Source organism: Sinorhizobium sp. 22678 (assembly GCF_052044265.1).
Classification (GTDB): domain Bacteria; phylum Pseudomonadota; class Alphaproteobacteria; order Rhizobiales; family Rhizobiaceae; genus Sinorhizobium; species Sinorhizobium meliloti_A.
Map to the genome: position 1 here is coordinate 207,463 of NZ_JBQEMS010000006.1, position 23,667 is coordinate 231,129.

The window sequence follows — 23,667 nt, forward strand, 5'->3', positions numbered from 1 at the left end:
GCACTTCCGGGAGAAGTGTTCCCGTCCGGTGTGGTCTCGGGTGAAGATTACAACGGTCTCAGCAGATGACGCACGATCGGCGGGTGATCACCGATATGAAAGGCGTTGAGCGTCTGCTGGTCGATCTGATCGGCATGGGTGACGCGGGCGTGCTGGCGCTGATGCTCCAGCCAGCTTTCGACCACGAAGCTCTCGACAACCCGCCCGGGCTCGGCAACGTCTTCCCACACATCCCAGCGGATCGCTCCGTCGCGTTGCCGTACCGATCGGAAGCGACGCAGGGCCGCGACGAACTCGGCCGTCCTCTCGGGTGCAATCCGATACTCGATCTCGACCAGAACTGGCCCGCGATCGCCGGCGGGCTGAACCGAGACCACGGGTTCAGCCCAGTGGTGCGAGGGCGCCAAGTCGGCGCCCGCATCCCTGGGAAGACGCCAGATCGCCGCGAGAACGAGTGCCGCCGCCTGGCCGATGGCCGCGATGGTGAGCGCCGTCGTGACATCGGTTCGTGCGGCGACCGAGCCCCACAGGACACTGCCGCCCGTCATGGCTCCCTGGAAGACGAGAAGATAGACAGCAAGCGCGCGCGCTTTCACCCAGCCGGGCGAGGCCATCTGCGCGGCGACGTTGAGCGAAGTCAGCATGGCGATCCATGCAAGGCCGGCAATCGCCATGACGGCGCCCGCCGCCCAGGCGTTCGACGTGATGGCCAGCAACAGGGTGGCGAGAGCGAAGAGCAGCGTCGCGCCGATGGAGAGCGTGTTGGCAGGAACATGCCGGCGCAGCTTCTTGAGCAGCAACGCCCCGACAACCGCTCCGGCACCCATGCAGCCGAGCAGGGCGCCATATCCGGCTGCGTCGAGCCCCAGACCGCGCCGCGCGACCAGCGGCAGCATGGCCCACAGCGCGCTGCTGAAGACAAAGAAGCCGACGGCGCGGACGAGCACCAGACGAAGTGCCGGCGCATGCCGGGCATAGCGATATCCGGCCTTCAGCGCGCCGACGAAGTGCTCCGGCGGCAGGGAGCGCGAGTCGGCCGGACGCTTCCATCTGACGAGCACGACGAGCACCGCAATGACCGATAGGGCATTGAGCGCAAAGACAGCGGCGGTTCCGGCCACGGCAACGATCACACCACCGAGCGCCGGGCCGATCGCGCGGGCGATATTGATCCCAAGGCTGTTGAGTGCGACAGCATCCGGCAGCGTGGGCTGATCAACCAGTTCCGGTACAATCGCCTGGAAGACAGGCGCGGTAAGGGCGGCGGATATCCCTAGCACCAATGTGGCGGCCAGCAACACATAGGGGGTCGTCAGGTCCTGCCAGGTCAGCCCGGCCAGGACTGCCGCGGCAACCAGGCCGAGCGTCTGGCTCGCCAGCAGCATGCGACGTCGGTCGACAGTATCGGCCAGCGCGCCCGCCGGCAGCGCGAGCAGGAACATCGGCAAGGTGGTCGCTGCCTGCACGAGCGCAACCAGCAGAGGACTCGGCGACAGCGAGGTCATCAGCCAGCCGGCGCCGACATCGTGCATCCAGGTGCCGATGTTGGAAACGATGGTTGCGATCCACAGCGCCCGGAAAACCGGAAAGCTCAGCGGCCCGGCCTTACTTGCCGCGGCAGATTGGTGTGCAGTCATGTCAGCTCCGTCCGATGGCTGGAAATGGCAATCGATATGAGTTCCCCGATCAACCAACATGCTCGAGGAGCGTATTGACCTGTCACCGTCACACTGCCCAACAGCCGCAGCCCAATGCACCCCAGAACGTTCTGGAATCGGCCGTGGGAACACTGGCGCCCAGCGCGGCGGCGTGGTCGTGGCCATGCACGGCACAGCCGTTCGCGCATCCGCAGCGCAGCGACAACTTGGCGCGCGCCTCCGGCGTCTTATGGTAGCCGCCGAAGGTGCTGACCGGCGACCAGTCGGGCATCGGTTTAGGAAGCTCCGGCGCAAGCGGGGTGTATTCGCCGTCGCCATGCACAACCTTACCGCCGAGAAGAGTGAGCACTGACCGCAGATGCACGATGTCGTCATCCGGCACAGCGAAATAGTCGTCGGAGAGTACAGCCAAATCGGCAAGTTGCCCGACCTTTATCTGGCCTTTCTTGCCTTGCTCGCCGGAGAACCAGGTGTTGGCCTCGGTCCAGAGCCGAAGCGCGGTCTCGCGGTCGAGGCGATTGGCTTGCGGATAAAGACGCAGACCGCCGACGGTCTTTGACGTCACCAGCCAGGAGAGCGACACCCAGGGATTGTAGCTCGCAACCCGCGTCGCGTCGGTTCCGGCGCCCACGGGAATCCCTGCCTGCATCATTCTCCGGATCGGCGGCGTGCGTTCGGCCGCCTTCGCGCCATAGCGCTCGACGAAATACTCGCCCTGATAGGCCATGCGATGCTGCACGGCGATGCCACCGCCAAGCGCGGCGATGCGGTCGATATTGCGATCGCTGATCGTCTCGGCATGATCGAAGAACCAGTTGATGCCGGTGAACGGGATGTCCCGATTCACCTTCTCGAAGACATCGAGCGCGCGGCCGATCGTCTCGTCATAGGTGGCATGGAGCCTCCACGGCCAGCGGTTCTCCGCCAGCAGGCGAATGACCGGCTCGAGGTCAGCCTCCATATTCGGTGACATCTCCGGCCGCTCGACGCGGAAATCCTCGAAGTCGGCCGCTGAGTAAACCAGCATCTCGCCGGCACCGTTATGCCGGTAACTGTCATCTCCCTTACCCGGTGAGACTTGCTTCACCCATGAGGAGAAATCGGCGAGTTCCTGCTTGGGCTTCTGCGTGAAGAGATTGTAGCTGATGCGGACAGTAAGCTGGCCGTCGCGGTGCAGCCTCTCAACGATCTCATAGTCATCGGGGTAGTTCTGGAAGCCCCCGCCGGCGTCGATTACGCTGGTGACGCCAAGCGCATTGATCTCGCGCATGAAGTGGCGGGTCGAGTTGAGCTGGTATTCGGGCGGCAGCTTCGGCCCCTTGGCGAGCGTCGAATAGAGGATCGTCGCGTTCGGCTGAGCGAGCAGAAGGCCGGTCGGATTGCCGGCCGTATCGCGCAGGATCTCGCCGCCGGGTGGATTGGGCGTATCCTTCGTGTAGCCGACAACGCGCAGCGCTGCCGCATTCAACAGCGCCCGGTCGTAGAGGTGGAGGATGAAAACCGGCGTATCCGGCGCGGCTGCGTTCAATTCGCCGATGGTCGGCAGACGCTTCTCCGCGAATTGGTGTTCGGTAAAACCTCCCACGACACGCACCCATTGCGGTGCAGGCGTCCGGTCGACCTGCTCCTTGAGCATCGCCATCGCCTCAGCGAGGCTGGGCACGCCATCCCAGCGCAGCTCCATATTGTAGTTCAACCCACCACGGATGACGTGCGTGTGGCTGTCGATCAACCCCGGAATGACGCGGCGCCCTTTCACGTCGACGACGATTGCATCGGGTGCCGCAGCCCGCGCCTCGGCTTCGGAACCGACCGCCAGGAAACGCCCGTTGCGGATTGCTATGGCCATGGCGGACGGGTTTTGACGATCGAGCGTGGTCACCTTGGCGTTGACGAGGACCAGGTCATTATTGGGCATGGGAGTCTCCTTGGCATAGGCGCGGAATGGCGAGGAGAGCGCCGCCGCGGCGACGCCGGCCATGGTCTGGCGACGGGTGAAGCTCATGAGTCCTTCTCCCGATTGTGAGGCATCGGTCCGAGCACGTGCTCGGCGCACCCGGTCTTGACGAAGGAAGTCACGTCCTGTCCGGCGAAGGCACGCTTGGCGATCGGTAGCATCTGCTCGCCGAGCAGCATGCCGAACAAACCGACGAGGGCGACGACGGGCGGCGCCGGCGAGCGGACGCCGAGCAGACTATAGACTACGCCCACCAGCAGGCCGGCGCCGAGCGAGAGCAGGTAGATCTTCATGCGGTCTCTCCTTCCCTGCGTTTGGATCGATTCCGGGATGGCTCCGCCCGCCCCCGGAAGGCTGCGCGCGCTTTCCGAGGACCACGGTCGGCCAGTCGCCGGATTGCGGCGCCGAGGATCGCCTTTCCTCATTCCGCTCTAGCCGTGACCGCCCTCGGAGGCACCGAACATGGCCTTGGCATAGGTGATCCCGATGCCATAGGCGCCGCCCCACTTCTTCGCGATGCCGGTCGTGAGCTCGTAGGTGTCGGCCCGGGCCCAGTCGCGCTGCAATTCGAGAAGGTATTGCACCGAGGTCACCGGGCGGGCCCCGGCCTGGACCATGCGCTCCACCGCACGCTCGTGGGCCTCGGCCGAGACATCGCCGCAGGCATCGGTGATCACATAGACTTCAAAGCCTTGGTCGAGCGCCGATAGCGTCGGACCGACGATGCAAACAGACGTCCACAGGCCGGCGAACACGATCCGATCCTTGCCGATACGGTTCACCTCCTCGATGACGGCCGCATCCTCCCAGGTGTTCATCGAGGTACGGTCAAGAAGCCGCTGGCCGGGAAAGGCGTCCGTGACTTCCGCAAACATCGGGCCCGAGAAGCTCTTTTCGGCGACGGTCGTGAGGATGGTGGGCACCTCGAAGCCGGCTGCCGCGCGTGAAATGAGGGCCGCATTGTTACGGAGCAGTTCCGGCGCGATGGACTTGGTCGCAAACGCCATCTGCGACTGGAAGTCGATAAGGACGAGCGCATGATCGGTCGGGGACAGCAACGTCTTGCCGGGCGTCGTGGTGGCGGTGATGCTCATCGTAGATCTCCTGCTGTTAACTCGTTTCGGCCGACCCGAATTCTTCAGGGGCGGGACCGTGATCCATGCTTTACAAAGGGACGGAGCGCGCATGTAGTTGTATAATTTCTCTGCATTCGTTCTAGAAAATTGAAAAGCAGCATCAGCAGGAACAAATCGGAAAGCGTTTCAGTTAGTTCGGTTGCTGGACTCTCGGCGGCTTTGAGCTTCTTCAGATGTATCAGCACGTCGACCCAGCAAGGGAGACCATATGGCCGACTCCCTCGACCACGCACCGGCTCGAGCGAACAATCTGCCGCAGTTTCTGGCGCTGACCATTGGAGCAATCGGCGTCGTCTACGGCGATATCGGGACCAGTCCTCTTTACGCCTTCCGCGAGGCGCTGCGCCCTTTTGGGGCGGGTGGCGTCGGGCGAGAAGAGGTTATCGGTCTCGTGTCGTTGGTGATCTGGACGCTTACAGCCATCGTCACCATCAAATACGTGCTCTTCCTGCTTCGTGCCGATAACGATGGTGAGGGCGGCACTCTGTCCTTGCTTGCCCTGTTGCTGAAGAAGGGAAGCGGGTATCCGGTCATGATGTTTTTTGCCGGCGTTCTCGGTGCCGCTTTATTCATCGGCGACGCGATGATCACGCCTGCGCTGTCGGTGCTCTCGGCCGTCGAAGGCTTGAAGCTCGTGACGCCGGCACTCGACGACTACGTGCTGCCGATCGCCATTGTGATAATCCTGCTGCTTTTTGCCGTCCAGTCACGCGGAACCGGGGCTGTCTCGATATTTTTCGGTCCAATCACCCTGATTTGGTTTCTCGTCATGGCGGCCGCAGGGATTGCGCATATAGGCGACGATCTGGCGATCCTTTCAGCTTTCAACCCCCTCAACGCGGTCGGTTTCTTATGGGATGCCGGTCTCGTGGGCTTTATCGTGCTCGGCGCCATCTTCCTTACCGTAACAGGCGCTGAGGCGCTTTATGCCGATCTGGGCCACTTCGGGCGGCGGCCCATCCAGTCGGCCTGGTTTACGGTCGTGTTCCCCGCCCTTGCGTTGAACTATCTCGGACAAGGCGCGCTGGTGTTGTCCCATCCGAATGCCATCTCGAACCCGTTTTTCCTGATGTTCCCGAACTGGGCCTTGTTGCCGATGGTGGTTCTTGCAACTGCCGCAACGATCATCGCCAGCCAGTCCGTGATCACCGGAGCCTTTTCTCTCATACGGCAAGCAATCCACCTCGGCTTCCTCCCGCGGTTCGAGATCTGCTATACCTCGGAAACCCAGACCGGTCAGATATATCTACCTCTGGTCAACACCACCCTCCTCATCGGCGTGCTGGCCCTCATGCTGGTGTTCGGCAGTTCCGAGGCTCTTGCTCCGGCCTACGGCGTATCCATTACCGGCGCGATGGTGATTGACACAATTCTTGCCTTCGAGTTCGTGCGGCGCCAATGGGGCTGGTCCGCCTCGACGGCTACAGCGGTTCTGCTTCCCTTGTTCAGCCTTGAACTGATCTTTCTTGGCGCCAACCTGTTCAAGGTTCATCACGGCGGATACGTGCCTATCCTCATTGCCGGCGCCTTGATCACGATGATGTGGACCTGGCGAAAGGGTATCGGCCTGCTGCGCGAGAAGACTGCTCGTCAGGACATTCCGCTCAACCAGTTCATAACCATGGTCGAACGAAAGTCCGAGCATGCTCCTGTCGACGTGCCCGGAACTGCGATCTTCCTGACAGCCACACCGGAGACGACACCGGCTGTTTTGCTGCACAACATCAAGCACAATCACGTGCTGCACAGGCATAACGTCATCCTGACCATCAGGACGGCCAAAGTCCCCTACGTACCGGAGAAAGAGCGCTACACAATTACAAAGCTGTCTGACCGGTTCAGTCTTTTGGAGCTGAGATTCGGCTTCATGGACGATCAGAATGTCTCAAAAGCCCTGGCGCGCTGTCGAAAGGAAGGATTCAAGTTCGACATAATGTCGACGTCCATCTATCTCGGCCGGCGTAAACTTATAGCGGATTCTCAATCAGGATTGCCGCAGTGGCAGGACAGGCTCTTCATCGCCATGGCCGACTCGGCGATTGATCCAACCGAGTACTTCCATCTGCCCGCAAATCGCGTGGTCGAGCTGGGAGAGCAAGTCATCATTTAAGGCCTCGAGAGAATCTGAAGTTTATGACGGCTGCACTGCGCAGGTCTGTCGACGCGCGCGTGATGTGTGCCGCCTTGGCAACCTCTTCTCACAGGTCTAGATTAGCCCGCGGCGAGGGAGGCCCTGATGACATCAAGCTTCAACGTGCATGATGCAGCCGGCTATGAGCAGCTCATGGGCCGCTGGAGCCGGAAGCTTGCGCCGAAATTCATAGATTTTGCCGGTGTCGCCGATGGCGAGAAGGTGCTGGATGTCGGCTGCGGAACCGGCAGTCTCACCTTCGCGCTCGCCGACGCCGCCAGGCTCGAAGAGATCGCCGCGATCGACTATTCGCCCGTCTTCGTGGAGGAGGCGATCCGGCGCAACACCGATCCGCGCATAAAGATAAGAGAAGCGGATGCCTGCGTCCTGCCGTTCGAAGACCGGACCTTCGACCGCGCCTTCGCCCTTCTCGTGCTCCACTTCGTGCCCGAAGCAGGCAAGGCCGTGGCCGAGATGCGCCGCGTGGTGCGTCCCGGCGGCGTCGTCGCGGCGGCGGTGTGGGACCATCTCGGCGGAATGCCCGGCATGCGCATGATGGTCGACACGGTGGCGGCGCTCGGCGAAGGCGGGCGCGCGCTTCGCGCCCGCTACTGCTCCCAGCCGATGATGCAGCCGGGAGAAATGAAGCGGACATTTGTCGAGCAGGGTCTCGCAAACGTCATGGAAACCGAGCTGATGATCCGCATGGATTACCGGAACTTCGACGATTACTGGGCGCCGATCGGCGCGGGCGAAGGGCCGCTCGGAAAATATGTGGCAACGCTCGATGCGGAAGAGCGGGCACGCACCCGTGCCGCCGTGCGCGACGCCTACGAAGCCGGACGGCCCGACGGTCCGCGCTCATTTGCGAACGTCGCCTGGGCCTGCCGGGGCACAGTTCCGTGATCGAGCCGCTCGCGATCGCGTGCACCGACATTCTCAGCCGGTCCGCCTGGCCAGCATAGGCACTAAACTAAGGCCTGTTGAGATTCTGGCCACCCGCGGCGGCTTGTTTGATTTCCTCATTCCTGTGCTTGTCACAGGATCCAGCCAGACCAAGTCCTTGGGCTGAAAGAACGCTTCCCGCGCCGCAGACGCGGCGCTGCCCTCATCCCTGTGACGAGCACAGGGATGAGGGTGAGGGGAGATTGCAGTCCTCCGATACGTTACCCACAGCGCCGCGCGTCTTGTGAGACGCGCAAAGGTCGCTGTAGCACTTTGAGCTGCTCAACAGGCCTTAATGCAGAACAGGCGTCGGTTGACGCCGGAACAGTGCGATCAGCGAGATACCGTGCTGCAAAAGAAGTTCCGCGGCCGGCAAATCCATTGTCGCGACGTCTTCGGCGCAACCGCTGATAATTCTGGCGAGACTGATCGAGTTTGCTGCAAACCGATCATCGCCGATTTCCTGTGCCTCGTCCGCGGTGGCTTCAAGTGCGTCCGCGACAAGGGTCATCAGGTTTGCGCGCTCGCGAGGCGTCATCTCATTCAGGGTCTTGGCAGAATCCCGCATTGCTGGCTCCTTTGGTCGTTAAGGCGGCCTCCGCAGGCGCGGCCGGTCGGCCGGGCGGACGTATGCCACGTTTATTGTTGGAGTACGGGTCGAAGCTTTCATTGCATAAATCGGTATCAGGCACGGCGAATGCAAGGAATGGCTACTATGCGGCTACCGCATGCCCGGGTTGATACCGGCAACCGCGGACGGAATGTCGAGGGCGGTCATTGTCCACGTCTTCGGAGCGGGACGAGGCGAACCGTGTGCGGTTTTCCGCCCGTATGCCGCCCTGCTTACCAGAATCGATTACGATTTTAGGCCGATCCGACCTGCAATCATAGGGACTAAGAGGCCCCTCCCCGCTCCAACCACGCCTTCAGCGCAACCGCATTGTTGTGCGCCTCGTCACGCGCGGCATAAAGCAGCGTCAGCGGCCCCTCTTTCCATCGTTCGCGCAACTCCGCTACCGCCGCCTGCGCGGCCCCGCTCTCGAGCTCCTCCGCATAGGCGACGCAGAACGCATCCCAATCCTGCGGCTTCCCATGAAACCGCTTGCGCAGCGCGTCGCTCGGCGCGATGTCCTTGAGCCAGAGGTCGATGCCGGCCTTTTCCTTGGCGACGCCGCGCGGCCAGAGCCGGTCGACGAGGATGCGCGTACCGTCGGACGCGCCGGGCGCCTGGTAGACACGCTTCAACTGGAGTGATGCCATAGGGTCCCCACGATGCGTGCCGGGGCGGCCGCAACCGTCCCGGGGAGGAAAACTGCTTTCATCCAGCGTAGCGGAGCCTTGCTAATCGTGGAAGAAGCCCTGTATCTCTTCCGGCGTGACCTTGCCGTCGCGGTTGATATCGACCTTGTCGAAAACCCGCTTGTGGATGGTGCTGATCTCCTCGAAGGAAAGGGCGCCGTCATTGTCCGCATCGGTGATGGCGAACATGATTTTCATCATCTGACGGTGCATCGTCTGCCGGTGCATCATCATGCCCCGCATCCGGTCGCGGTGCCGCATCCGGTCGCCGCGCTTCCCGTCGCCACGTATCATGTCCTCGCGCATCATGTCTGGTTGATCGCCTTGGGTGACGCTTCCACCGCCCCCCTGATCGCCGGGTTGCATGTCGGGTTCAATGCCCTGGTCCTGGGCCGGCATTTCTCCTGCGGGCGGAATTGGAGCGGGTGCCTGGGCGGCAGTGGCCGTTGCGGCGCTGATGGCCATGATGGCGGCAAGGGCCGTCACGGTCGGAAATTTCATCAGTGACATGTGAGCTCCTCCTCGAGTTGCACGTCGGTGTGCGGTAGCGGCTGCATTGTCCTCAGACGGCGCGGCGGCTTCGCCGCGGTCATAAAACAGCCGCCCCATCGCCTGCTAACCGCAAGGGCGTGGAGAGGTTCCGATACGGGCCGCCCTTCTTTCGGAGCCGGGCAAAAGCGCCTTACACCTCAGTGCCATCACGAACGGCGCGCCAGGCAGCGATGATCGCCCCGGCGGTCCTCTCGCCGGCGCGGTCGTCCGTCAGCCAGGAGATGACCGAGAGCCGCATCACCTTGCGGCCGCGCCAGACCGCGCCGCCGGCGAACAGGATGCCGTCGGCCTGCAGCCTGGCGATCGTCGCCTGGGTCATCCGGTCGCCTTCATCGCCCGGCCTCGCCGCTTCGAAACGTACCAGGATCTGATTGAGGACCACCTCGTTCAGGACGTTTATGCGCTCTTCGCCGCTCAGCCGCTCGGCGATGGCGCGGGCGACGCGGCAATGCCGGTCGACCATGGCGGCGATGCCTTCGCGTCCCAGATGCTTGATCATCGCCCAGGTGGCAAAACCGCGGGCTCGGCGCGACAGTTCGGGCACGAAATGGCTCGGGTCCCGCTCGCCCTCGGTGGTCGGCGGCAGGTAGCTCGCGGCGATCGTCATCGCCCGGCGATGCGCTTCCTGATCGCGGATGATGGCATATCCGCAGTCATAGGGCGTCTGCAGCCATTTGTGGCCATCGGTCGCCCAGGAATGTGCTTCTTCGATCCCGTCGGTGAGCCCGCGCTTTCCGGGAGCGGCGCGCGCCCAGAGGCCGAAGGCGCCGTCGACATGAACCCAGGCGCCCAGGCGCCGGGCAATCGGCATGATGCCGGCGAAGTCGTCGAAGGCACCGGTATTGATCTGTCCTGCCTGCAGTATCGCAATGCAGGGTCCGGCGACCTGCGCCGCTGCCTCGGCGAAAGCCGGTCCGGTGATGCGACCCATGTCGTCGGTCCGGACGCGCAGCACGCGGTCGTGCCCGAAGCCCAGGAACTGCAGCGCCGAAAAGACCGTCGCATGCGCGTCGTCGCCGATCAGCACCGCGACCGGCGGCGCGCCGAAGAGGCCCTGCGCCTCGACATCCCATCCGGCCTGCCGCAGCACCTCTCCGCGCGCTGCGGCGAGGCAGATGAAATTGGCAAGCGTCGCCCCGGTCGCAAAGCCGACGGAACTCTCCCGCGGGAGATCGAGAAGATCGAGCAGCCAGTTGGCCGCGATTGCCTCGGCGGCGGCTGCGGCCGGCGCCGCGTGATGGTTGCCGGCATTCTGTCCCCAGGCGCTCGTCATCCAGTCGGCCGCAACCCCGACCGGATGCGAACCGCCGATGACCCAGCCGAAGAAGCGTGGCCCCGTCATCGCGTGAAGCCCCGGCTCCGCTTTCGCGGCAAGCTCGTCGATCACTACGGTACCGGCGCTTCCCCGTTCCGGCAGAGCTTCCCGAAACATCTTCAATGCGGCCGGATACGATTGCTCCGGCCGCTGCGGCAGCTCCGTAATTTTCTCGCGGAAACGCGCGGCGTGCTCCGCCGCGCGTTGAAGAATTTCGAGGGTCGTTTGCTCCTTCATGAACTGCCTCCAGGCGTTGCCTTACGAACGAGGCCACCCGCTTCAGGCCGCCCCGCGTTCCTCTATCGGCCGAACGTTCTGGTTCATCCGGAAGAGGTTGAGCGGGTCGTAATGCCGCTTGACTTCGACGAGGCGCCCATAGTTCGCGCCGTAGGCCGCCTCGACCCGGTCCATCTCGTCTTCAGGCATGAAATTGACGTAGGCCGTGCCGGCGGCATAGGGCTTTGCTGCCTCGAAGAGATGCCGCGCCCAGTCGATGCAGGCCTGGTCCATCGCCGCGTCCCGCCATCGGCCGTGCACGTTCATGACGAAGTGCGAGTTGCGCTGCGGGAAAGCGGTTTCCTCGGCCGCAACGCGGCCGGCGGCGCCGCCGACATGGGCGATGAATACCTCGCATTCCGGGCCCGGCAACTGCCGGATCGATTCGGTGAGAATGCCGATCGCCTGATCGGAAAGCTCCATGAAGTCGTGGCTCTTCCAGTAGTTGCGGGCACCCGGAGCCAGTAAGGGGTCGAAAGCCTGCTGCCAGCCGACGAAGGGATGCGGCGATACCACGTCGGCGATCGGATTGCCGATCGCCCGCAGCTCCGCCACCGCCTTCTCGCCCGCCTCGAGATCGCCGCAATAGCACATGGCGAGCACGACGACCTCCTTGCCGTGCCATTCGGCCGGTATGAAGGGCAGCGGCGGCGCCTGGCGCATCACCACCCAGCAGGTGAGTTCGTCCGGCGCATTTTCGAGGGCCTGCCTGTATTGCTGCAGCACGCTTTCGGCTTCGGCAAAGGGATGGACGACGAGCCCGGAGAGCACGTCGGGGCCGAGTTCGTGCAGGCGGAATTCGAAGGCCGTCACGACTCCGAAATTGCCGCCGCCGCCCCTGATGGCCCAGAATAGGTCGCGGTGCTCGGTGGGGCTCGCGCGCACCAGTTCGCCGTTGGCCGTGACCACATCGGCCGATAGCAGGTTGTCGATCGTCAATCCGAATTTGCGCGTGATCCAGCCGAACCCGCCGCCGAGCGTCAGGCCGGCAATACCGGTCGTCGAGTTGATGCCGGTCGGCAATGCAAGACGGAAGGCCTGCGTCTCCACGTCGAGATCGGCAAGCGTCGCCCCCGGCTCGACCCAGGCCCTCTTCGTCGTCGCATCGACCCGCACCGATTTCATCGGCGTGAGGTCGATCACCATGCCGCCGTCGCAGACTGCGTTGCCGGCGATGTTGTGACCGCCGCCGCGCACCGCGACGAGCAATCGGTTCTCCGCCGCGAAGCGCACCGCATTGACGACGTCGGCCGCTCCGGCGCATTGCACGATCAGCCCGGGCCTTCTGTCGATCATGCCGTTCCAGATCGTGCGCGCCTCGTCATAGGCGGCGTCGGTCGCAATCAGGACGCGCCCGCGAAGGCGCGCGGCAAAGGCCTCGATTGCCGCGGCGCTGATCATTGTTATTCCGTTTTGCAGATTGATGAGGCTCATGTCGTTCATGATTCGCTCCTCCCGCGGTGAACCATTGCCCCCAGCGGCGGGCATTCTGCGCCTTTGCCCTACACCCGGCAAGCAGACCCGCGGTCGCCGCCCCTAGTCCTTTGGGGTTAGCTTGCAGGGCGCCAACACGGCTTCCCGCCAGCGCGATTCTTGCAATCGCAGCTAAAATGCTCCAATGAACCGCCGGCGCGGCAATCCGCGAAATGGCGGTCGAAGGCAGTTTGGAGAGGGAAGTCGTGGGCATGAAGGTGGTCATTCTCGCCGGCGGATACGGCACCCGCATTTCGGAGGAGAGCCACCTCAGGCCGAAGCCTATGATCGAGATCGGCGGGCGCCCGATCCTCTGGCACATCATGAAGATCTACAGCCATTACGGCTTTTCGGATTTCGTGATCTGCCTCGGCTATCGCGGCTACATGATCAAGGAGTACTTCTCCAACTACATCCTGCATTCCTCCGACGTCACCTTCGACATGACGACGGGCGAGACAGCCTATCACACGAAGAGTGCAGAACCCTGGCGGGTGACGCTGGTCGATACGGGACCGGAGTCCATGACCGGCGGCCGCTTGAAACGTGTCGCCGGCTATCTCGGCGAGACCTTCTGCCTGACCTATGGCGACGGCGTCGCCGATGTCGATATCCGCGCGCTCACCGAATTCCATTTGCGTCACGGCCGCGAGGCGACCGTGACGAGCGTCGTGCCGCCGGGGCGCTATGGTGCGCTCGCCACCGAAGCCGGGCAGGTCATGAGCTTTACCGAGAAACCGGCCGGCGACAACGGCCGCATCAATGGCGGTTTTTTCGTTCTTAATCGCTCCGTGCTCGACCGCATCGCGGGAGATCACGTCCCCTTCGAAAGCGCGCCGCTCGAGGGCCTGGCGGGCGACGGGCAGCTGATGGCTTTCCCGCATGAAGGTTTCTGGCGCCCGATGGACACGCTGCGCGACAAGACCCAGCTCGAAGAGCTCTGGCAGCAAAACCGCGCGCCCTGGAAAGTCTGGGCATGAGCCGTCTCCCTGATCCGGGATTCTGGGCGGGAAAGCGCGTCCTGCTGACCGGCCATACGGGCTTCAAGGGAAGCTGGGCGGGTGTGTGGCTCAAGGAGATGGGCGCGCATGTGACCGGCTATGCACTTCCGCCCGCCTCTCGGCCGTCGCTCCACGACCTGTTGCATCCGAAGGGAGCACCGGGCGGTCAATTCGGCGACATTCGCGACGGTGAAGCGCTCGCGACGATCGCACGCAAGAGCGAGCCGGAGATCGTCCTGCACATGGCGGCGCAGCCGCTGGTCCGCGAAAGCTATGCGGAGCCTGCTGAGACTTTCGACGTCAATGTCATGGGCACGGTCCGGCTGCTCGAAGCGGCCCGTGCGACGCCTTCCGTGACGGCCGTCCTCGTCGTGACGACCGACAAGGTCTACCGCAACGACGAGAGCGGGCGGCATTTCCGGGAGAGCGATACGCTTGGCGGGCATGACCCCTATTCCGGTTCCAAGGCAGCCTGCGAGCTTGCCGTCGCAACCTGGCGCAGCGCCTACCTTAAGGAGCGCGGCATTCGTGTCGCCACGGCACGAGGCGGCAATGTGATCGGCGGCGGCGACTTTTCCGACGACCGGCTCGTGCCGGACGTCGTGCGCGCCGCCCTTTCCGGCTCGCGACTCAATATTCGCAGCCCGCTCGCGACGCGTCCCTGGCAGCACGTGCTTGATTGTCTCAACGGCTATTTTCTCTTTGCCGAGGCACTCTACAAGGGCGAGAGCGATGTCGATGCGCTGAATTTCGGCCCCTCGCCATCCGAGCCGGCAATCCCCGTGCGCGACGTGGCGAACGCCGTGCAGGCCGCGATGGGGCTCGACCCCGAATGGGACGACGTCTCGGCGCTCGAACAACCGCGCGAGATGCAGACGCTCGGCCTCGATCCGGCCCTCGCCGGCGAGAGCCTCGCATGGCGCCCGCGCCTCGCCCAGAAGCAGGCGATCGAGTGGACCGCGCGCTGGTACGACGGCTGGCGCCGCGGCGAAGCTGCGCGTCAACTCACGCTCGACCAGATAGAAGTATTCACGAAAGGCCTTTGATCCACGATGTCCCACTCCTGCCGCTTCTGCTCGACCCCGCTCGAAACCGTCGTGGCCGACCTCGGGGCGACACCCTGGTCCAACTCGTTTCTCGAGCCGACCGAGGAGGCGATCGCCCGGGAGAAGGCTTTTCCGCTGAAGGTGATGGTCTGTTCCGAATGCCTGCTCGTCCAGACCACCGAGACGGTCCCGGCCGACGAAATCTTCAACGCCGACTACCACTATCTCTCGTCATTCTCGACGAGCTGGCTCGACCATGCGCGCCGTTATTCAGAGGCGATGACCGAACGCTTCGCTCTCGACGGCAGCTCGCAGGTGGTGGAAGTCGCGTCGAACGACGGCTATCTGCTGCAATATTTTGCGGCCAAGCAAATTCCCGTGCTCGGCGTCGAGCCGGCGGCCAATGCCGCGAGGATCGCCGAAAGCCGCAACGTGCCGACCCATGTCGCCTTCTTCGGCCGTGACACGGCCAACGCGCTCGTCGCCCGCGGCATCCGCGCCGATCTCATCGCCGCCAACAACGTTCTCGCCCATGTGCCGGATATCGCGGATTTCGTCAGCGGCTTTGCGATCCTCCTGAAGCCGGACGGCGTCGCTACCTTCGAGTTTCCGCACCTCCTGCGGCTGATCGAAGGCATCCAATTCGACACGATCTATCACGAGCACTATTCCTACCTCTCGCTCGCGGCCGTCGAACGTATCTTCGCCGCTTGCGGGCTGGAGGTCTTCGATGTCGAGGAACTGCCGACCCATGGAGGCTCGCTGCGCGTTTACGCCCAGGCGGTGTCCGGAAACAGACCGGCGACCGCGAAGCTCGCCGAAGTGCGGGCCGAGGAGGAAAGCGCCGGACTCACGCAGATGCCCACCTACGCCGCCTTCGGGCGGCGCATCGCCGCGGTCTGCGATGGATTCCGCGCGTTTCTCGCGCAGGCCAGAAGCGAAAACAAGCGCGTAGCGGCCTACGGCGCTGCAGCAAAGGGCAACACCTTCCTGAACGTCTGCGGGGTCACCGCGTCGGATATCGACTTCATCGTGGACCGCAACGATCTGAAGCAGGGCAAGCTCTCGCCCGGCAGCCACATTCCGATCTACGATCCCGCCAGGATCGAGGCTGAAAAACCCGACTATATTGTCATCCTGCCCTGGAACCTGACCGACGAGATAGTCGCCGCCCACGCCTATGTCCGCTCCTGGGGCGGCCGCTTCGTGGTCGCCATTCCGGAAGTGCGGGTGATCTAGTCTAAGGCTTGTCGGGATTCATTTTGAGTTTATGACGGCTGCCGCGAGATGGATAGTGGCGTTGAAGCTCTGGTCGGTTTTGTCGGCGCGCATGGCGATGCGCTTGAATTCATTGAGTACCGACCGTGCGCCACTGCATGTGTCCATTGATCGTAGCCGATCAATGGACACAAACATGCAGCAGCTCAAAGTGCTACAGCGACCTTTGCGCGTCTCATAAGACGCGCGGCGCTGTAGGAAACGTATCGGAGGACTGCAACCTCTCCTCCCCTCATCCCTGTGCTCGTCACAGGGATGAGAGCAGCGCCGCGTCCGCGGCGCGGGAAGCGTTCTTTCAGCCCAAGGACTTGGCCTGGCTGGATTCCTGTGACAAGCACAGGAATGAGGAAGCTAAACAAGCGGCCGCGGGTATTCGATCTCAACCGACTTAGGAAGGTCAGTGCGGTTTTCCGCCCGCATCCCGCTCTAACCTCTTGAATCGATCACGATGGCTTAGGTCGATCCTAGATCAGACACTTGCAGGCGGGGCGATCTCCCTCAAAAGGGAAGCGGACCTGTCAAAGCCTCTTCAGGAAGCCATCCGGCGCAACGGTCACCATCAACTTGTTCTGAACCGACCGGTCGATCTCGAACTCAGGATGCGATTTCAGATACTCATGCACGGCGGTCTTCGGATTGTCGCCCACGTCCCAGGGGCGGTCGTCGAAGAATCCCGCGGGCATGTCTTCGACGAGAGTGTCGAAGACCACGCAATAGCAGCCGGCCGTCACCATCGGCGCATAGGCTTCGAGTTCGGCGAGCACATGCGCATGGGTATGCATGGAATCGAGGCATACCATGACGCGGCTGTAGCCGACCGACGCCTCACGCACCTGCGCGACGATGCCCGGATCGATGGACGATCCCTCGAACATCTGGATGCGGCTCGCCATCGGATGGCTCTCGATCGCCGCGCGGTTGTGGGCGCGGATGTCGATGTCGATACCGATGACCTTGCGCTTGGACCGGCCGGGGTCGAATGAAACGCCCGCCTCGATCGCATCGCACATGTCGAGCATGGCGAGCAGCGAGGCGCTCATGATCACCGAGCCTCCATGCGCAATCCCGGTCTCGATCACCAGATCGGGCCGCGTCGCCCAGATCAGTTCCTGCATCGCCAGGATATCCTGCGGATACTGAATGATCGGGCGCCCCAGCCAATCGAAATTATAGACGTAACGCTTCGCCATAGAAGCTTCGCGCCACTGGTTCGACAGCGCCTGGAAATCGCCGTCACGGCCGTAGCCGTCGATCGCGGCCGCCCGCTCGGTGCGGAATTGTTCGATAGGGTCCATGTCAGATCCTGCTTCTTCTGGAGGGCCGTGGGTGGCAACCGGTATCCGGCTCTCCCTCGCCCAGGATTTCTGCGATGCGCTCTAGCACAGGTGCTGCAGCAAAAGCGAACTCGTCCTTCGACCTGTCGACGGAGATCGATGCGAATGAAACTGTCGGCGCACCGTCGTCCACAGCTACGGAGCATTTCGTCCGGGATTGGATGGCTGCGCACCACTCGGCGTGGCTCGTCTGACGGCCGCTTGCGACGTTGTAGACGGAATTGCGGCCCTCCTGCGCGATCCGCAAGAGGAGGTCCACGGCATCGTCGATCCAGATATAGTCCTTGCTCGAATCGAGCGCGGTTTGGAGCTGGATATGGCCGTTGTACGCCTCGCGGCACAGCGCGCCGAGGAACGTGTCCGACTTCGCCTCGTCAGGCCCGACGACGTTCGACAAGCGCGCGATCCGCACCTTCTCGCGGCCGGAGGCGAGGCAGATCGCTTCCCCCGTCAACTTGGAGAGATTGTAGAGATCCGAAGGATCGAGAGGCGAAACCGACAGCCGGGCTTCCTCGCGCGTATTCTCGCTGCCGGCATAGACTCGAGTGGACGAGAGATAGAGAAAGGACGAAAACGCATTCTCACGCAGGAGCTTCGCTGCGAGCGAGACATGCGCTTCGATCGTGTCGAATGGCCGAGTGCGGAAATCGGCCGTAAGGCCGATGGCATAGATGACATGGCCGAGGTCCTCGCCGGAGGCCGGCATGTCGGCGCGGGAGGGAACACGCACCTCGGCATCCCGTTCGCGCAATCGGCGGACGAGATTGCGCCCGATGAAACCGGAGCCGCCGAAAACCGTGAACATCACGATCGCACCCCCAGGCGCCTCAGCGGATTGCCGCCGCAGACGGTGTAGGCTTCGACCTCGCCGCGCACGATGGATCCGGCGGCGATGACACAGCCTTTGCGCAACAGGGCGCCGTCGAGGATCACCGAATTCGCCCCGATCCAGACATCCTCCTCGACCACGATGCCGCCGCGGCTCGGCAGGAAGCCCTGTTCCCGGATCAGGCGATCCCGGTCGCCATAGGCGTGATTGACCGGAGCGAAGGTACAATTGGCCGCGATCAAGACATTGTCGGCGATGCTTATGCCGTTACCGGTATAGAAGACGCAGCCGCTGTTGACATAACAGAAGCGGCCGATCGTGAGGTCGCCGGTGCCGCCCGCCGGTTTGATCTTGACGAAGCTGTCGATGACCGATGCGTCTCCGACGACAATCCGTGTGCCCCGCACGGAATCCTCGATATCGCAGAGGGGGCTTATCTTAGCCGAGGGATGCACCTCGATCATGATGACTCCGATATTTCGAGAGCGGGATGAGGAAAGTGTGTGCGGTTTTCCGCCCGCATCCCGCTCCAGCCTTTGCGCATCTGATGAGACGCTCGGCGCGATAGAGGGCTGTCTCGGTGTCCTCTTTTCCAGTTAGCGCTTGCCGCGTCAACGCCGGATCGTGCAAGAAGCATCGGTCGGGAACGCTGTATCGAGGAATTCATGTCGCGCTTCAATCGTCTCTCCACGTCTCTCGCCGGCCTCACGGTCATCGAGCGCAAGCAAACCGGCGACGAACGCGGCTTTTTCTCACGCTTCTTCTGCTGGGACGAATTGCGCGATTTCGGCGCTGACGGAACGATCGCGCAGATCAACCACACCCTGACGCGAGCGAAGGGCACGATCCGTGGCATGCACTTCCAGCGGCAGCCCCATGACGAGGCGAAGTTCGTCTCGTGCCTGGCCGGCACCGTATTCGATGTCGCCGTCGACATCAGGCCGGATTCGCCCACTTATCTGCAATGGCACGGTGAAATCCTGAGCGCGGAGAATGCCCGCTCGATGATGATCCCCGGCGGGTTTGCCCATGGCTTTCAGACGCTGAGCGAGAATTGCGAACTCGTCTACCTGCATGACAAGCCCTATGCGCCCGAAGCGGAAGGCGGGCTCAATCCGCTCGACCCGCACCTCGCCATTTCCTGGCCGCTCGAAGTGGCGCAGATGTCGGAGCGCGACCGTGCCTTTGCCTTCATCTCCGCTTGAGGCGGCACTTCACCCGAAGGCGAGGGAGTCGTCGACGATGATGACCGGCCGCCCGCGAGAACAGGCTTCGACGCGCGCCTCGACGCGATAGACCGTTTTCAGCATGTCGGCGGTGACGACGGCATGGGTCGGGCCGCTGGCCACGACCGATCCCCCGCTGATCACGATCGTATCCTCGCAGTAGCGCAGCGCGTGGTTCAGGTCGTGCAGGGCGATCAGCACCGCCATGCCGGATTGAGAGGCGAGCCGCTTCATGAAGCCTAGCACCTCGATCTGGCGGAAGAGGTCGAGCGCCGAGGTCGGCTCGTCCATCAGCAGGACCTCGGGCTTGCGCACCAGCGCCTGCGCGATGGAGACGAGCTGGCGCTGTCCTCCGGAAAGTTCGCCAAGGCCGCGAAAGGCGAGATCCTCGATCTTGAGCGCCGCAAGCACCCGGTCGATTTCCGCCAGTTCGCCGTCCTTGACCTTCCAGCCCGAACCCTGTTTGGCGGAAAGCAGCACCGACTCGTAGACCGTCAGGACGGCATTGGCGCCGGTATCCTGCGGCATGTAGCAGATTGCTGCCGCGCCCTTGGCCGTATCGGAAAGATGGACGAGGCCCGGACCGGCGGCAAGGCCGGCGATCCGCTTGAACAGCGTCGACTTCCCGGCCGCGTTCGGACCGATGACGGCGGTGAGTTGCCCGCCCCTCAATGTGCCTGTGTTGATGTCGGAAAGGACCACACGCCGGCCATAGGTGGCGCCGACATCCTTGAGGGCGAGGCTTACCATGCGCGCTTCCTGTTGGTGAAAATCAGCACGAAGAAGAAGGGTACGCCGACGAGCGCGGTGATGATGCCGATCGGCAGCACCGCACCGGGAATGATCATCTTGCTGACCACCGACGTTACGGAGAGCAGCAGCGCGCCGCAAAGGACGGAGGCCGGCAGGAAGAACCGCTGGTCTTCGCCGACGAGCATGCGGGCGATATGCGGTCCGACGAGACCGACGAAACCGATCGTTCCGACGAAGGACACCGGGATCGCCGCGAGCAGGCTGACCGTCAGCATCGTTTCGAGCCTGAGGCGGCGGACATTGATGCCGAAGCTCGCCGCCTTGTCGTCGCCGAGCCGGAGCGCCGTCAGCGCCCAGGCGCGGCGTGCGAAGACCGGCACCGCGACGAGCAGTACGGCGGCCGTGACCCAGACCTTCGGCCATGTCGCTTTGGTGAGACTGCCCATCGTCCAGAACACGACCGCCGCAAGCGCCTGTTCTGAAGCAAGATATTCGAGCAGCGACAGCGCCGCGTTGAAGGTGAAGACGAGTGCGATGCCCAGAAGGACGATCGTTTCGACGGTGACCCCGCGCATGGTGGAGGCGAAATGGATGAAGAGCGCCGCTATCATAGCCATCAGGAAGGCATTGAGCGGCACCATGTACTGAACGGCGACCGGGAAGACGGCAACGCCCGCGACGAGGCCGAGCGCCGCGCCAAAGCCGGCCGCGGCCGAGATGCCCAGCGTGAACGGACTTGCCAGCGGATTGGCCAGGATCGTCTGCATCTGCGCGCCGGCGAGAGAGAGCGAGGCGCCGACCGTCACGGCCATCAGCGCGATGGGCATGCGTATGTCCCAGATCACGACGCGAAGCTGATCGGTTACCGTCTCGGCATGAAACAGGGCCGTCAGAACGTCCGAAAGGGAATAATTGGCCGGGCCGAGCGCCATGTCGACGGCGACGGAGATGAACAGCGCGGCGACGAGTCCCGACAGCATGAAGAGCCGGCGAAAGACGAGAGCGCGGTACCGACCGCGCCCTTCGATGCCTGCGGTCTCCTCGGCGATAGCGGCCATCATTTCTCTCCGTCGGTGAGCGACACGAAATAGCCCGGCCGATAGGCAACCGGAAGGAATTTCTCATGGAATTCACGGAAGGTCCGGTCCGGATCGATATCCGCAAAAAGGTCCGGATGGAACCATTTGGCGAATTGCTGGATCGGCACGAACTCATAGGGCGCGCCATAGAACTGGTGCCAGGCGGCATAGACCCTGCCGGCCCTCACCGCTTCGAGGCTCGCAAAAGCCGGCCGCTGCATCAGGCCCTTCAGCCGCTCCCGTGCCGCCGCTGGATCGGCGCCGCGTCCGACGCTCACGAACTGGTTCAGGTCCGACTCGGCCGACCAGTTGCTGCCGGTGACGATCACATGCTCGGGATTCGCGACGACGAGCTGCTCGGGATTGAGATCGCCGAACGTGGTCGTGAATACGTCGGATCCGATATTGTGACCGCCGGCCTTTTCGACCATCTCGCCGAAATTCGCCGGGCCGAAGGTCCGACAGCATGGCGTCTCGCCCGTTATTCCGGGCGAGCGCTCGATGAAGACCGTGGGGCGGTCGACCGCTCCGGCGTTGGCCAGCCGCTCGCTCACGACAGCGATCTGGGCGCGCCGGTACTCGATGAACTCGTCCGCCCGTGTCTCCGCGCCGAAGAGCTGGCCCAGAATCCGGATGGATTTCTCACCGTTCTTCGACGGGTCCACCCGGAAGTCGAGATAGACCACGGCTATACCCGCGGCTGCCGCCTTTTCGATGAAGCCCGACTCTTCGACTGCTTCTTCGGCTTCGAGATTGAGCGTCAGCACATCGGGCTTCAGCGCGATTGCCGCCTCCAGGCTGAAATCACCACTCGGGATGTAACCGAAACGCGGCAGCTTTTCGATCTCCGGAAAGCGCTCGAGGTAACCCGCATACGAGTCCGGATCCTTCTTGATCAGGTCGTCGCGCCAGCCGACGATCGTATCGAAGACGGATTCGCGCTTGAGTGCCGCCGCGATGTGAATCTGGCGCGCCTCTCCCAGCAATATCCGTTTTGCCGGGAGATCGAGTTCGATCTTTCGTCCTGTAACGTCGGTGATTTCCGCCGCGGTCACCGGTGCCGCGGCAAATGCCACGGCAGCAAGCGCAAGAAGAGCCTTCCTCAGTATCCGCATCGGAACCTCGCGAACAGGAAATCGGAAGGCTGACGCCTTCCGAACTTGGAGCCTTACTTCAGGGAGACGAAGTAGCCGCTCTTGTAGGGCAATGGCAGGAAGCGCTCGTGCAGTTCCTTGAACGTCGCCTCCGGATCGAGATCCTTGAACAGATCCGGATGCAGCCACTTCGCTATCTGCTGTATGGCCACGAACTGGTAGGGGTTGTTGTAGAACTGATGCCAGATGGCATGGACATTGCCGTCCTTGACCGCCTTCACACCGGTGAAGGCAGGACGCGTGGTGAGGGCTTCGAGCTTGCGTTGCGCCTCCTTCTCGTCAGCGCCGTAGCCGACACCGACCCAGGCACCGCCAGGAACGTAACCCTCCCAGTTGCCGCCCGTGATGATGATCTGGTCGGGGTTGGACGCGATGACCTGCTCCGGATTGACGGTGCCGAAGGTGCCGGGAATGATGCCCTTCGCCATGTTCACGCCGCCTGCGAGCTCGACCATCTTGCCGAAGTTCTCGTTGCCGAACGACATGCAACAGTCATCCGAATAGCCCCCGGCGCGCTCCATGAACACGAGCGGCTTCTTCGGATCGGCCTTTGCGAGGGTATCGGTCACCTTGGCGATGCTGTCGGCACGGAACTTGATGAAATCCTCGGCCTTTGCCTCCTCGCCGAACAGCTTGCCGATAAGGCGCATGCTCGGTTCGGTGTTCTCCATCGGCTTTTCGCGGAAATCGACATAGACGAGCGGAATGCCGACTTTTTCGAGCTTCTCGATGTAGCCCGCTTCCTCCGTCGCCGTCTTGGCGTCGATATTCATCAGCATGACGTCCGGCTTCAGCGCCACCGCCTGCTCAACGTCGAAGGTGCCGTCCTTCATGCCGCCGAAGGTCGGCAGCTTGGCAATCTCGGGATACTTCTCGAGAAAGGCGGCGTATGTCTCGGGATCCGCCTTGGTGAGGTCGTCGCGCCAGCCGACGACCCGCTTGAACGGCTCGTCCTTGTCGAGAGCGCCGACAAAGTAGATCTGGCGCCCCTCTCCGAGGATCACATGCTCGACCGGCACATTGACTTCGACCTCGCGACCGGTGACATCGGTTACCTTGATGGCGTCGGCGAACGCGGCGCTCGAAACTAGCGTGCAAAAACCCGCGGCGGCAGCGGCCACCATGTTGAAAACCTTCATCGTTCCCTGCTCCTTCGAAATTCGGTGCCTTCTAATATTTCATGACTTTACCAGTCAACATATATCTTTTAGAACGCTTCCAAACA

General features: G+C 63.0%; 22 protein-coding genes. 6 read left to right on the plus strand and 16 right to left on the minus strand.

The features are described from left to right. Window positions 1–47: 47 nt before the first annotated feature. From ACTJKL_RS11715 to ACTJKL_RS11730, 4 genes are all read right to left on the minus strand, one after another. Window positions 48–1,637 carry an MFS transporter gene (locus ACTJKL_RS11715; protein WP_275599291.1) on the minus strand — a complete coding sequence of 530 codons (1,590 nt, stop codon included), beginning with the start codon at window positions 1,635–1,637 and terminating at the stop codon, window positions 48–50. Window positions 1,638–1,725: 88 nt separating this feature from the next. Next, complete coding sequence (locus ACTJKL_RS11720; protein WP_440852918.1) at window positions 1,726–3,663, minus strand: amidohydrolase; 1,938 nt, start codon at window positions 3,661–3,663, stop codon at window positions 1,726–1,728. Beyond that, window positions 3,660–3,908: a XapX domain-containing protein gene (locus ACTJKL_RS11725; RefSeq protein ID WP_324763538.1), complete on the minus strand. Its 249-nt coding sequence runs from the start codon at window positions 3,906–3,908 to the stop codon at window positions 3,660–3,662. The genes ACTJKL_RS11720 and ACTJKL_RS11725 overlap by 4 nt, the downstream gene beginning before the upstream one ends. Window positions 3,909–4,046: 138 nt before the next feature. Beyond that, window positions 4,047–4,703, minus strand: coding sequence for a hydrolase (locus tag ACTJKL_RS11730; RefSeq protein ID WP_146032664.1), 657 nt, complete (start codon window positions 4,701–4,703; stop codon window positions 4,047–4,049). Between the two features lie 256 nt (window positions 4,704–4,959). On the opposite strand from ACTJKL_RS11730, the gene ACTJKL_RS11735 reads away from it, so the two are divergent. Both ACTJKL_RS11735 and ACTJKL_RS11740 read left to right on the plus strand, forming a co-directional pair. Beyond that, entirely contained in the window at window positions 4,960–6,861 is a 1,902-nt protein-coding gene (locus ACTJKL_RS11735) for a potassium transporter Kup (RefSeq protein ID WP_440852919.1), read from the plus strand. A gap of 126 nt (window positions 6,862–6,987) precedes the next feature. Further along, window positions 6,988–7,788, plus strand: a complete 801-nt coding sequence (locus ACTJKL_RS11740; RefSeq protein WP_275599295.1) for a class I SAM-dependent methyltransferase — start codon at window positions 6,988–6,990, stop codon at window positions 7,786–7,788. A gap of 331 nt (window positions 7,789–8,119) precedes the next feature. Here ACTJKL_RS11740 and ACTJKL_RS11745 read toward each other — a convergent pair whose 3' ends face one another. From ACTJKL_RS11745 to ACTJKL_RS11765, 5 genes are all read right to left on the minus strand, one after another. After that, a complete protein-coding gene (locus ACTJKL_RS11745; RefSeq protein ID WP_440852920.1) occupies window positions 8,120–8,395 on the minus strand; it encodes a hypothetical protein in 276 nt (91 codons plus the stop codon). A 326-nt stretch (window positions 8,396–8,721) separates the two neighbouring features. Further along, window positions 8,722–9,087 (minus strand): DUF488 domain-containing protein, encoded by a 366-nt coding sequence (locus tag ACTJKL_RS11750; protein ID WP_100671573.1) that lies wholly within the window; start codon window positions 9,085–9,087, stop codon window positions 8,722–8,724. A gap of 81 nt (window positions 9,088–9,168) precedes the next feature. After that, entirely contained in the window at window positions 9,169–9,636 is a 468-nt protein-coding gene (locus ACTJKL_RS11755; protein WP_275599296.1) for an EF-hand domain-containing protein, read from the minus strand. Between the two features lie 172 nt (window positions 9,637–9,808). Continuing rightward, window positions 9,809–11,230, minus strand: a complete 1,422-nt coding sequence (locus ACTJKL_RS11760) for a pyridoxal phosphate-dependent decarboxylase family protein (protein ID WP_440852921.1) — start codon at window positions 11,228–11,230, stop codon at window positions 9,809–9,811. A gap of 42 nt (window positions 11,231–11,272) precedes the next feature. Continuing rightward, on the minus strand, window positions 11,273–12,712 hold the full coding sequence (locus ACTJKL_RS11765) for an FAD-binding oxidoreductase (RefSeq protein WP_440852922.1): 1,440 nt from the start codon (window positions 12,710–12,712) through the stop codon (window positions 11,273–11,275). A 242-nt stretch (window positions 12,713–12,954) separates the two neighbouring features. Between ACTJKL_RS11765 and rfbF the strand changes: the two genes are divergently transcribed. From rfbF to ACTJKL_RS11780, 3 genes are read left to right on the plus strand one after another with little or no spacing between them, the layout of a single operon-like run. Beyond that, the gene (gene rfbF, locus ACTJKL_RS11770) at window positions 12,955–13,722 is read left to right on the plus strand and encodes a glucose-1-phosphate cytidylyltransferase (protein ID WP_440852923.1); all 768 of its coding nucleotides are present in this window, start codon (window positions 12,955–12,957) and stop codon (window positions 13,720–13,722) included. Then, entirely contained in the window at window positions 13,719–14,789 is a 1,071-nt protein-coding gene (gene rfbG / locus ACTJKL_RS11775; protein ID WP_440852924.1) for a CDP-glucose 4,6-dehydratase, read from the plus strand. Before rfbF ends, rfbG begins: the two co-directional genes overlap by 4 nt. Before the next feature lie 6 nt (window positions 14,790–14,795). Continuing rightward, window positions 14,796–16,028 carry a methyltransferase domain-containing protein gene (locus ACTJKL_RS11780; RefSeq protein ID WP_440852925.1) on the plus strand — a complete coding sequence of 411 codons (1,233 nt, stop codon included), beginning with the start codon at window positions 14,796–14,798 and terminating at the stop codon, window positions 16,026–16,028. Between the two features lie 557 nt (window positions 16,029–16,585). Here the strand turns inward: ACTJKL_RS11780 and ACTJKL_RS11785 are convergent. The 3 genes from ACTJKL_RS11785 to ACTJKL_RS11795 are packed head-to-tail and all read right to left on the minus strand — an operon-like array spanning window position 16,586 to window position 18,694. Further along, complete coding sequence (locus ACTJKL_RS11785; protein ID WP_440852926.1) at window positions 16,586–17,362, minus strand: cephalosporin hydroxylase family protein; 777 nt, start codon at window positions 17,360–17,362, stop codon at window positions 16,586–16,588. Between the two features lies 1 nt (window position 17,363). Further along, the gene (locus ACTJKL_RS11790; RefSeq protein WP_440852927.1) at window positions 17,364–18,206 is read right to left on the minus strand and encodes an NAD-dependent epimerase/dehydratase family protein; all 843 of its coding nucleotides are present in this window, start codon (window positions 18,204–18,206) and stop codon (window positions 17,364–17,366) included. Further along, a complete protein-coding gene (locus ACTJKL_RS11795; protein ID WP_275599301.1) occupies window positions 18,206–18,694 on the minus strand; it encodes an acyltransferase in 489 nt (162 codons plus the stop codon). Before ACTJKL_RS11795 ends, ACTJKL_RS11790 begins: the two co-directional genes overlap by 1 nt. 201 nt (window positions 18,695–18,895) lie before the next feature. Here ACTJKL_RS11795 and rfbC point away from each other — a divergent pair, with 201 nt between their 5' ends. Continuing rightward, window positions 18,896–19,435, plus strand: a complete 540-nt coding sequence (gene rfbC / locus ACTJKL_RS11800; RefSeq protein WP_440852928.1) for a dTDP-4-dehydrorhamnose 3,5-epimerase — start codon at window positions 18,896–18,898, stop codon at window positions 19,433–19,435. Window positions 19,436–19,444: 9 nt separating this feature from the next. Here rfbC and ACTJKL_RS11805 read toward each other — a convergent pair whose 3' ends face one another. The 4 genes from ACTJKL_RS11805 to ACTJKL_RS11820 are packed head-to-tail and all read right to left on the minus strand — an operon-like array spanning window position 19,445 to window position 23,581. Next, window positions 19,445–20,206 (minus strand): ABC transporter ATP-binding protein, encoded by a 762-nt coding sequence (locus ACTJKL_RS11805; protein ID WP_440852929.1) that lies wholly within the window; start codon window positions 20,204–20,206, stop codon window positions 19,445–19,447. After that, window positions 20,200–21,270 carry a FecCD family ABC transporter permease gene (locus ACTJKL_RS11810; RefSeq protein ID WP_033047834.1) on the minus strand — a complete coding sequence of 357 codons (1,071 nt, stop codon included), beginning with the start codon at window positions 21,268–21,270 and terminating at the stop codon, window positions 20,200–20,202. The genes ACTJKL_RS11805 and ACTJKL_RS11810 overlap by 7 nt, the downstream gene beginning before the upstream one ends. Further along, window positions 21,267–22,403 carry an ABC transporter substrate-binding protein gene (locus ACTJKL_RS11815; protein ID WP_440852930.1) on the minus strand — a complete coding sequence of 379 codons (1,137 nt, stop codon included), beginning with the start codon at window positions 22,401–22,403 and terminating at the stop codon, window positions 21,267–21,269. Before ACTJKL_RS11815 ends, ACTJKL_RS11810 begins: the two co-directional genes overlap by 4 nt. A 53-nt stretch (window positions 22,404–22,456) precedes the next feature. After that, window positions 22,457–23,581, minus strand: a complete 1,125-nt coding sequence (locus tag ACTJKL_RS11820; RefSeq protein WP_440852931.1) for an ABC transporter substrate-binding protein — start codon at window positions 23,579–23,581, stop codon at window positions 22,457–22,459. Window positions 23,582–23,667: the final 86 nt, after the last annotated feature.

Excerpts from the sequence above, each read along its gene's own strand:
- ACTJKL_RS11740 (WP_275599295.1), top strand. The coding sequence starts at position 6,988 with ATGACATCAAGCTTCAACGTGCATGATGCAGCCGGCTATGAGCAGCTC.
- rfbG (WP_440852924.1), top strand. The coding sequence starts at position 13,719 with ATGAGCCGTCTCCCTGATCCGGGATTCTGGGCGGGAAAGCGCGTCCTG.
- ACTJKL_RS11805 (WP_440852929.1), bottom strand. The coding sequence starts at position 20,206 with ATGGTAAGCCTCGCCCTCAAGGATGTCGGCGCCACCTATGGCCGGCGT.
- ACTJKL_RS11725 (WP_324763538.1), bottom strand. The coding sequence starts at position 3,908 with ATGAAGATCTACCTGCTCTCGCTCGGCGCCGGCCTGCTGGTGGGCGTA.
- ACTJKL_RS11715 (WP_275599291.1), bottom strand. The coding sequence starts at position 1,637 with ATGACTGCACACCAATCTGCCGCGGCAAGTAAGGCCGGGCCGCTGAGC.
- ACTJKL_RS11760 (WP_440852921.1), bottom strand. The coding sequence starts at position 11,230 with ATGAAGGAGCAAACGACCCTCGAAATTCTTCAACGCGCGGCGGAGCAC.
- rfbC (WP_440852928.1), top strand. The coding sequence starts at position 18,896 with ATGTCGCGCTTCAATCGTCTCTCCACGTCTCTCGCCGGCCTCACGGTC.
- ACTJKL_RS11790 (WP_440852927.1), bottom strand. The coding sequence starts at position 18,206 with ATGTTCACGGTTTTCGGCGGCTCCGGTTTCATCGGGCGCAATCTCGTC.
- ACTJKL_RS11765 (WP_440852922.1), bottom strand. The coding sequence starts at position 12,712 with ATGAACGACATGAGCCTCATCAATCTGCAAAACGGAATAACAATGATC.
- ACTJKL_RS11750 (WP_100671573.1), bottom strand. The coding sequence starts at position 9,087 with ATGGCATCACTCCAGTTGAAGCGTGTCTACCAGGCGCCCGGCGCGTCC.
- ACTJKL_RS11745 (WP_440852920.1), bottom strand. The coding sequence starts at position 8,395 with ATGCGGGATTCTGCCAAGACCCTGAATGAGATGACGCCTCGCGAGCGC.
- ACTJKL_RS11720 (WP_440852918.1), bottom strand. The coding sequence starts at position 3,663 with ATGAGCTTCACCCGTCGCCAGACCATGGCCGGCGTCGCCGCGGCGGCG.
- ACTJKL_RS11780 (WP_440852925.1), top strand. The coding sequence starts at position 14,796 with ATGTCCCACTCCTGCCGCTTCTGCTCGACCCCGCTCGAAACCGTCGTG.
- ACTJKL_RS11820 (WP_440852931.1), bottom strand. The coding sequence starts at position 23,581 with ATGAAGGTTTTCAACATGGTGGCCGCTGCCGCCGCGGGTTTTTGCACG.
- ACTJKL_RS11735 (WP_440852919.1), top strand. The coding sequence starts at position 4,960 with ATGGCCGACTCCCTCGACCACGCACCGGCTCGAGCGAACAATCTGCCG.
- ACTJKL_RS11795 (WP_275599301.1), bottom strand. The coding sequence starts at position 18,694 with ATGATCGAGGTGCATCCCTCGGCTAAGATAAGCCCCCTCTGCGATATC.
- ACTJKL_RS11755 (WP_275599296.1), bottom strand. The coding sequence starts at position 9,636 with ATGTCACTGATGAAATTTCCGACCGTGACGGCCCTTGCCGCCATCATG.
- rfbF (WP_440852923.1), top strand. The coding sequence starts at position 12,955 with ATGAAGGTGGTCATTCTCGCCGGCGGATACGGCACCCGCATTTCGGAG.
- ACTJKL_RS11785 (WP_440852926.1), bottom strand. The coding sequence starts at position 17,362 with ATGGACCCTATCGAACAATTCCGCACCGAGCGGGCGGCCGCGATCGAC.
- ACTJKL_RS11810 (WP_033047834.1), bottom strand. The coding sequence starts at position 21,270 with ATGATGGCCGCTATCGCCGAGGAGACCGCAGGCATCGAAGGGCGCGGT.
- ACTJKL_RS11815 (WP_440852930.1), bottom strand. The coding sequence starts at position 22,403 with ATGCGGATACTGAGGAAGGCTCTTCTTGCGCTTGCTGCCGTGGCATTT.